The organism is Roseomonas acroporae (assembly GCF_023223525.1).
In the GTDB taxonomy this organism is placed as follows: domain Bacteria; phylum Pseudomonadota; class Alphaproteobacteria; order Acetobacterales; family Acetobacteraceae; genus Roseomonas_E; species Roseomonas_E acroporae.
Genome location: NZ_JALPRX010000208.1, coordinates 1 through 343, shown reverse-complemented (window position 1 = coordinate 343; position 343 = coordinate 1). Strand labels below are relative to the sequence as shown.

The following is a 343-nucleotide window of genomic DNA, read 5'->3' as shown; positions in this document are numbered from 1 at the left end:
CGCGTCGTTCGACGGGTTGTTGGTCATCGTGTAGTCGAAGATCGAGTAGAAGGTCGTCGTCTTGTAGCTCTCGGGCGTCTCGCGCCACTGCGTGCAGACCGCGCTGGAGAGGTCGTCACCGAAGCCGATGTAGAAGATCATGAAGTCCGGCCCGAAGTCGGTCGCGTACCAGCGCCAGCGGTTCGGCCATTCGAGGTCCGCCTTCTCGCCGCCGAAATCCTTGGTGCTGCCATCCGTGTGGCGATAGATGAAGCCCTGGTTCGACGTGCGGTAGTCCAGGCCGAATTTGTCGTTCGTGTCGATCTCATTGACGCTGTCCTGGAAGTCAGAGAGGTGCCAGAAC

1 protein-coding gene is annotated in these 343 nt (G+C 60.1%); it reads right to left on the bottom strand.

The window, feature by feature from the left end; translation table 11 throughout:
- The coding region (locus M0638_RS27945; protein WP_248670230.1) for a hypothetical protein at nt 1-343 on the bottom strand (343 nt) is incomplete at both ends.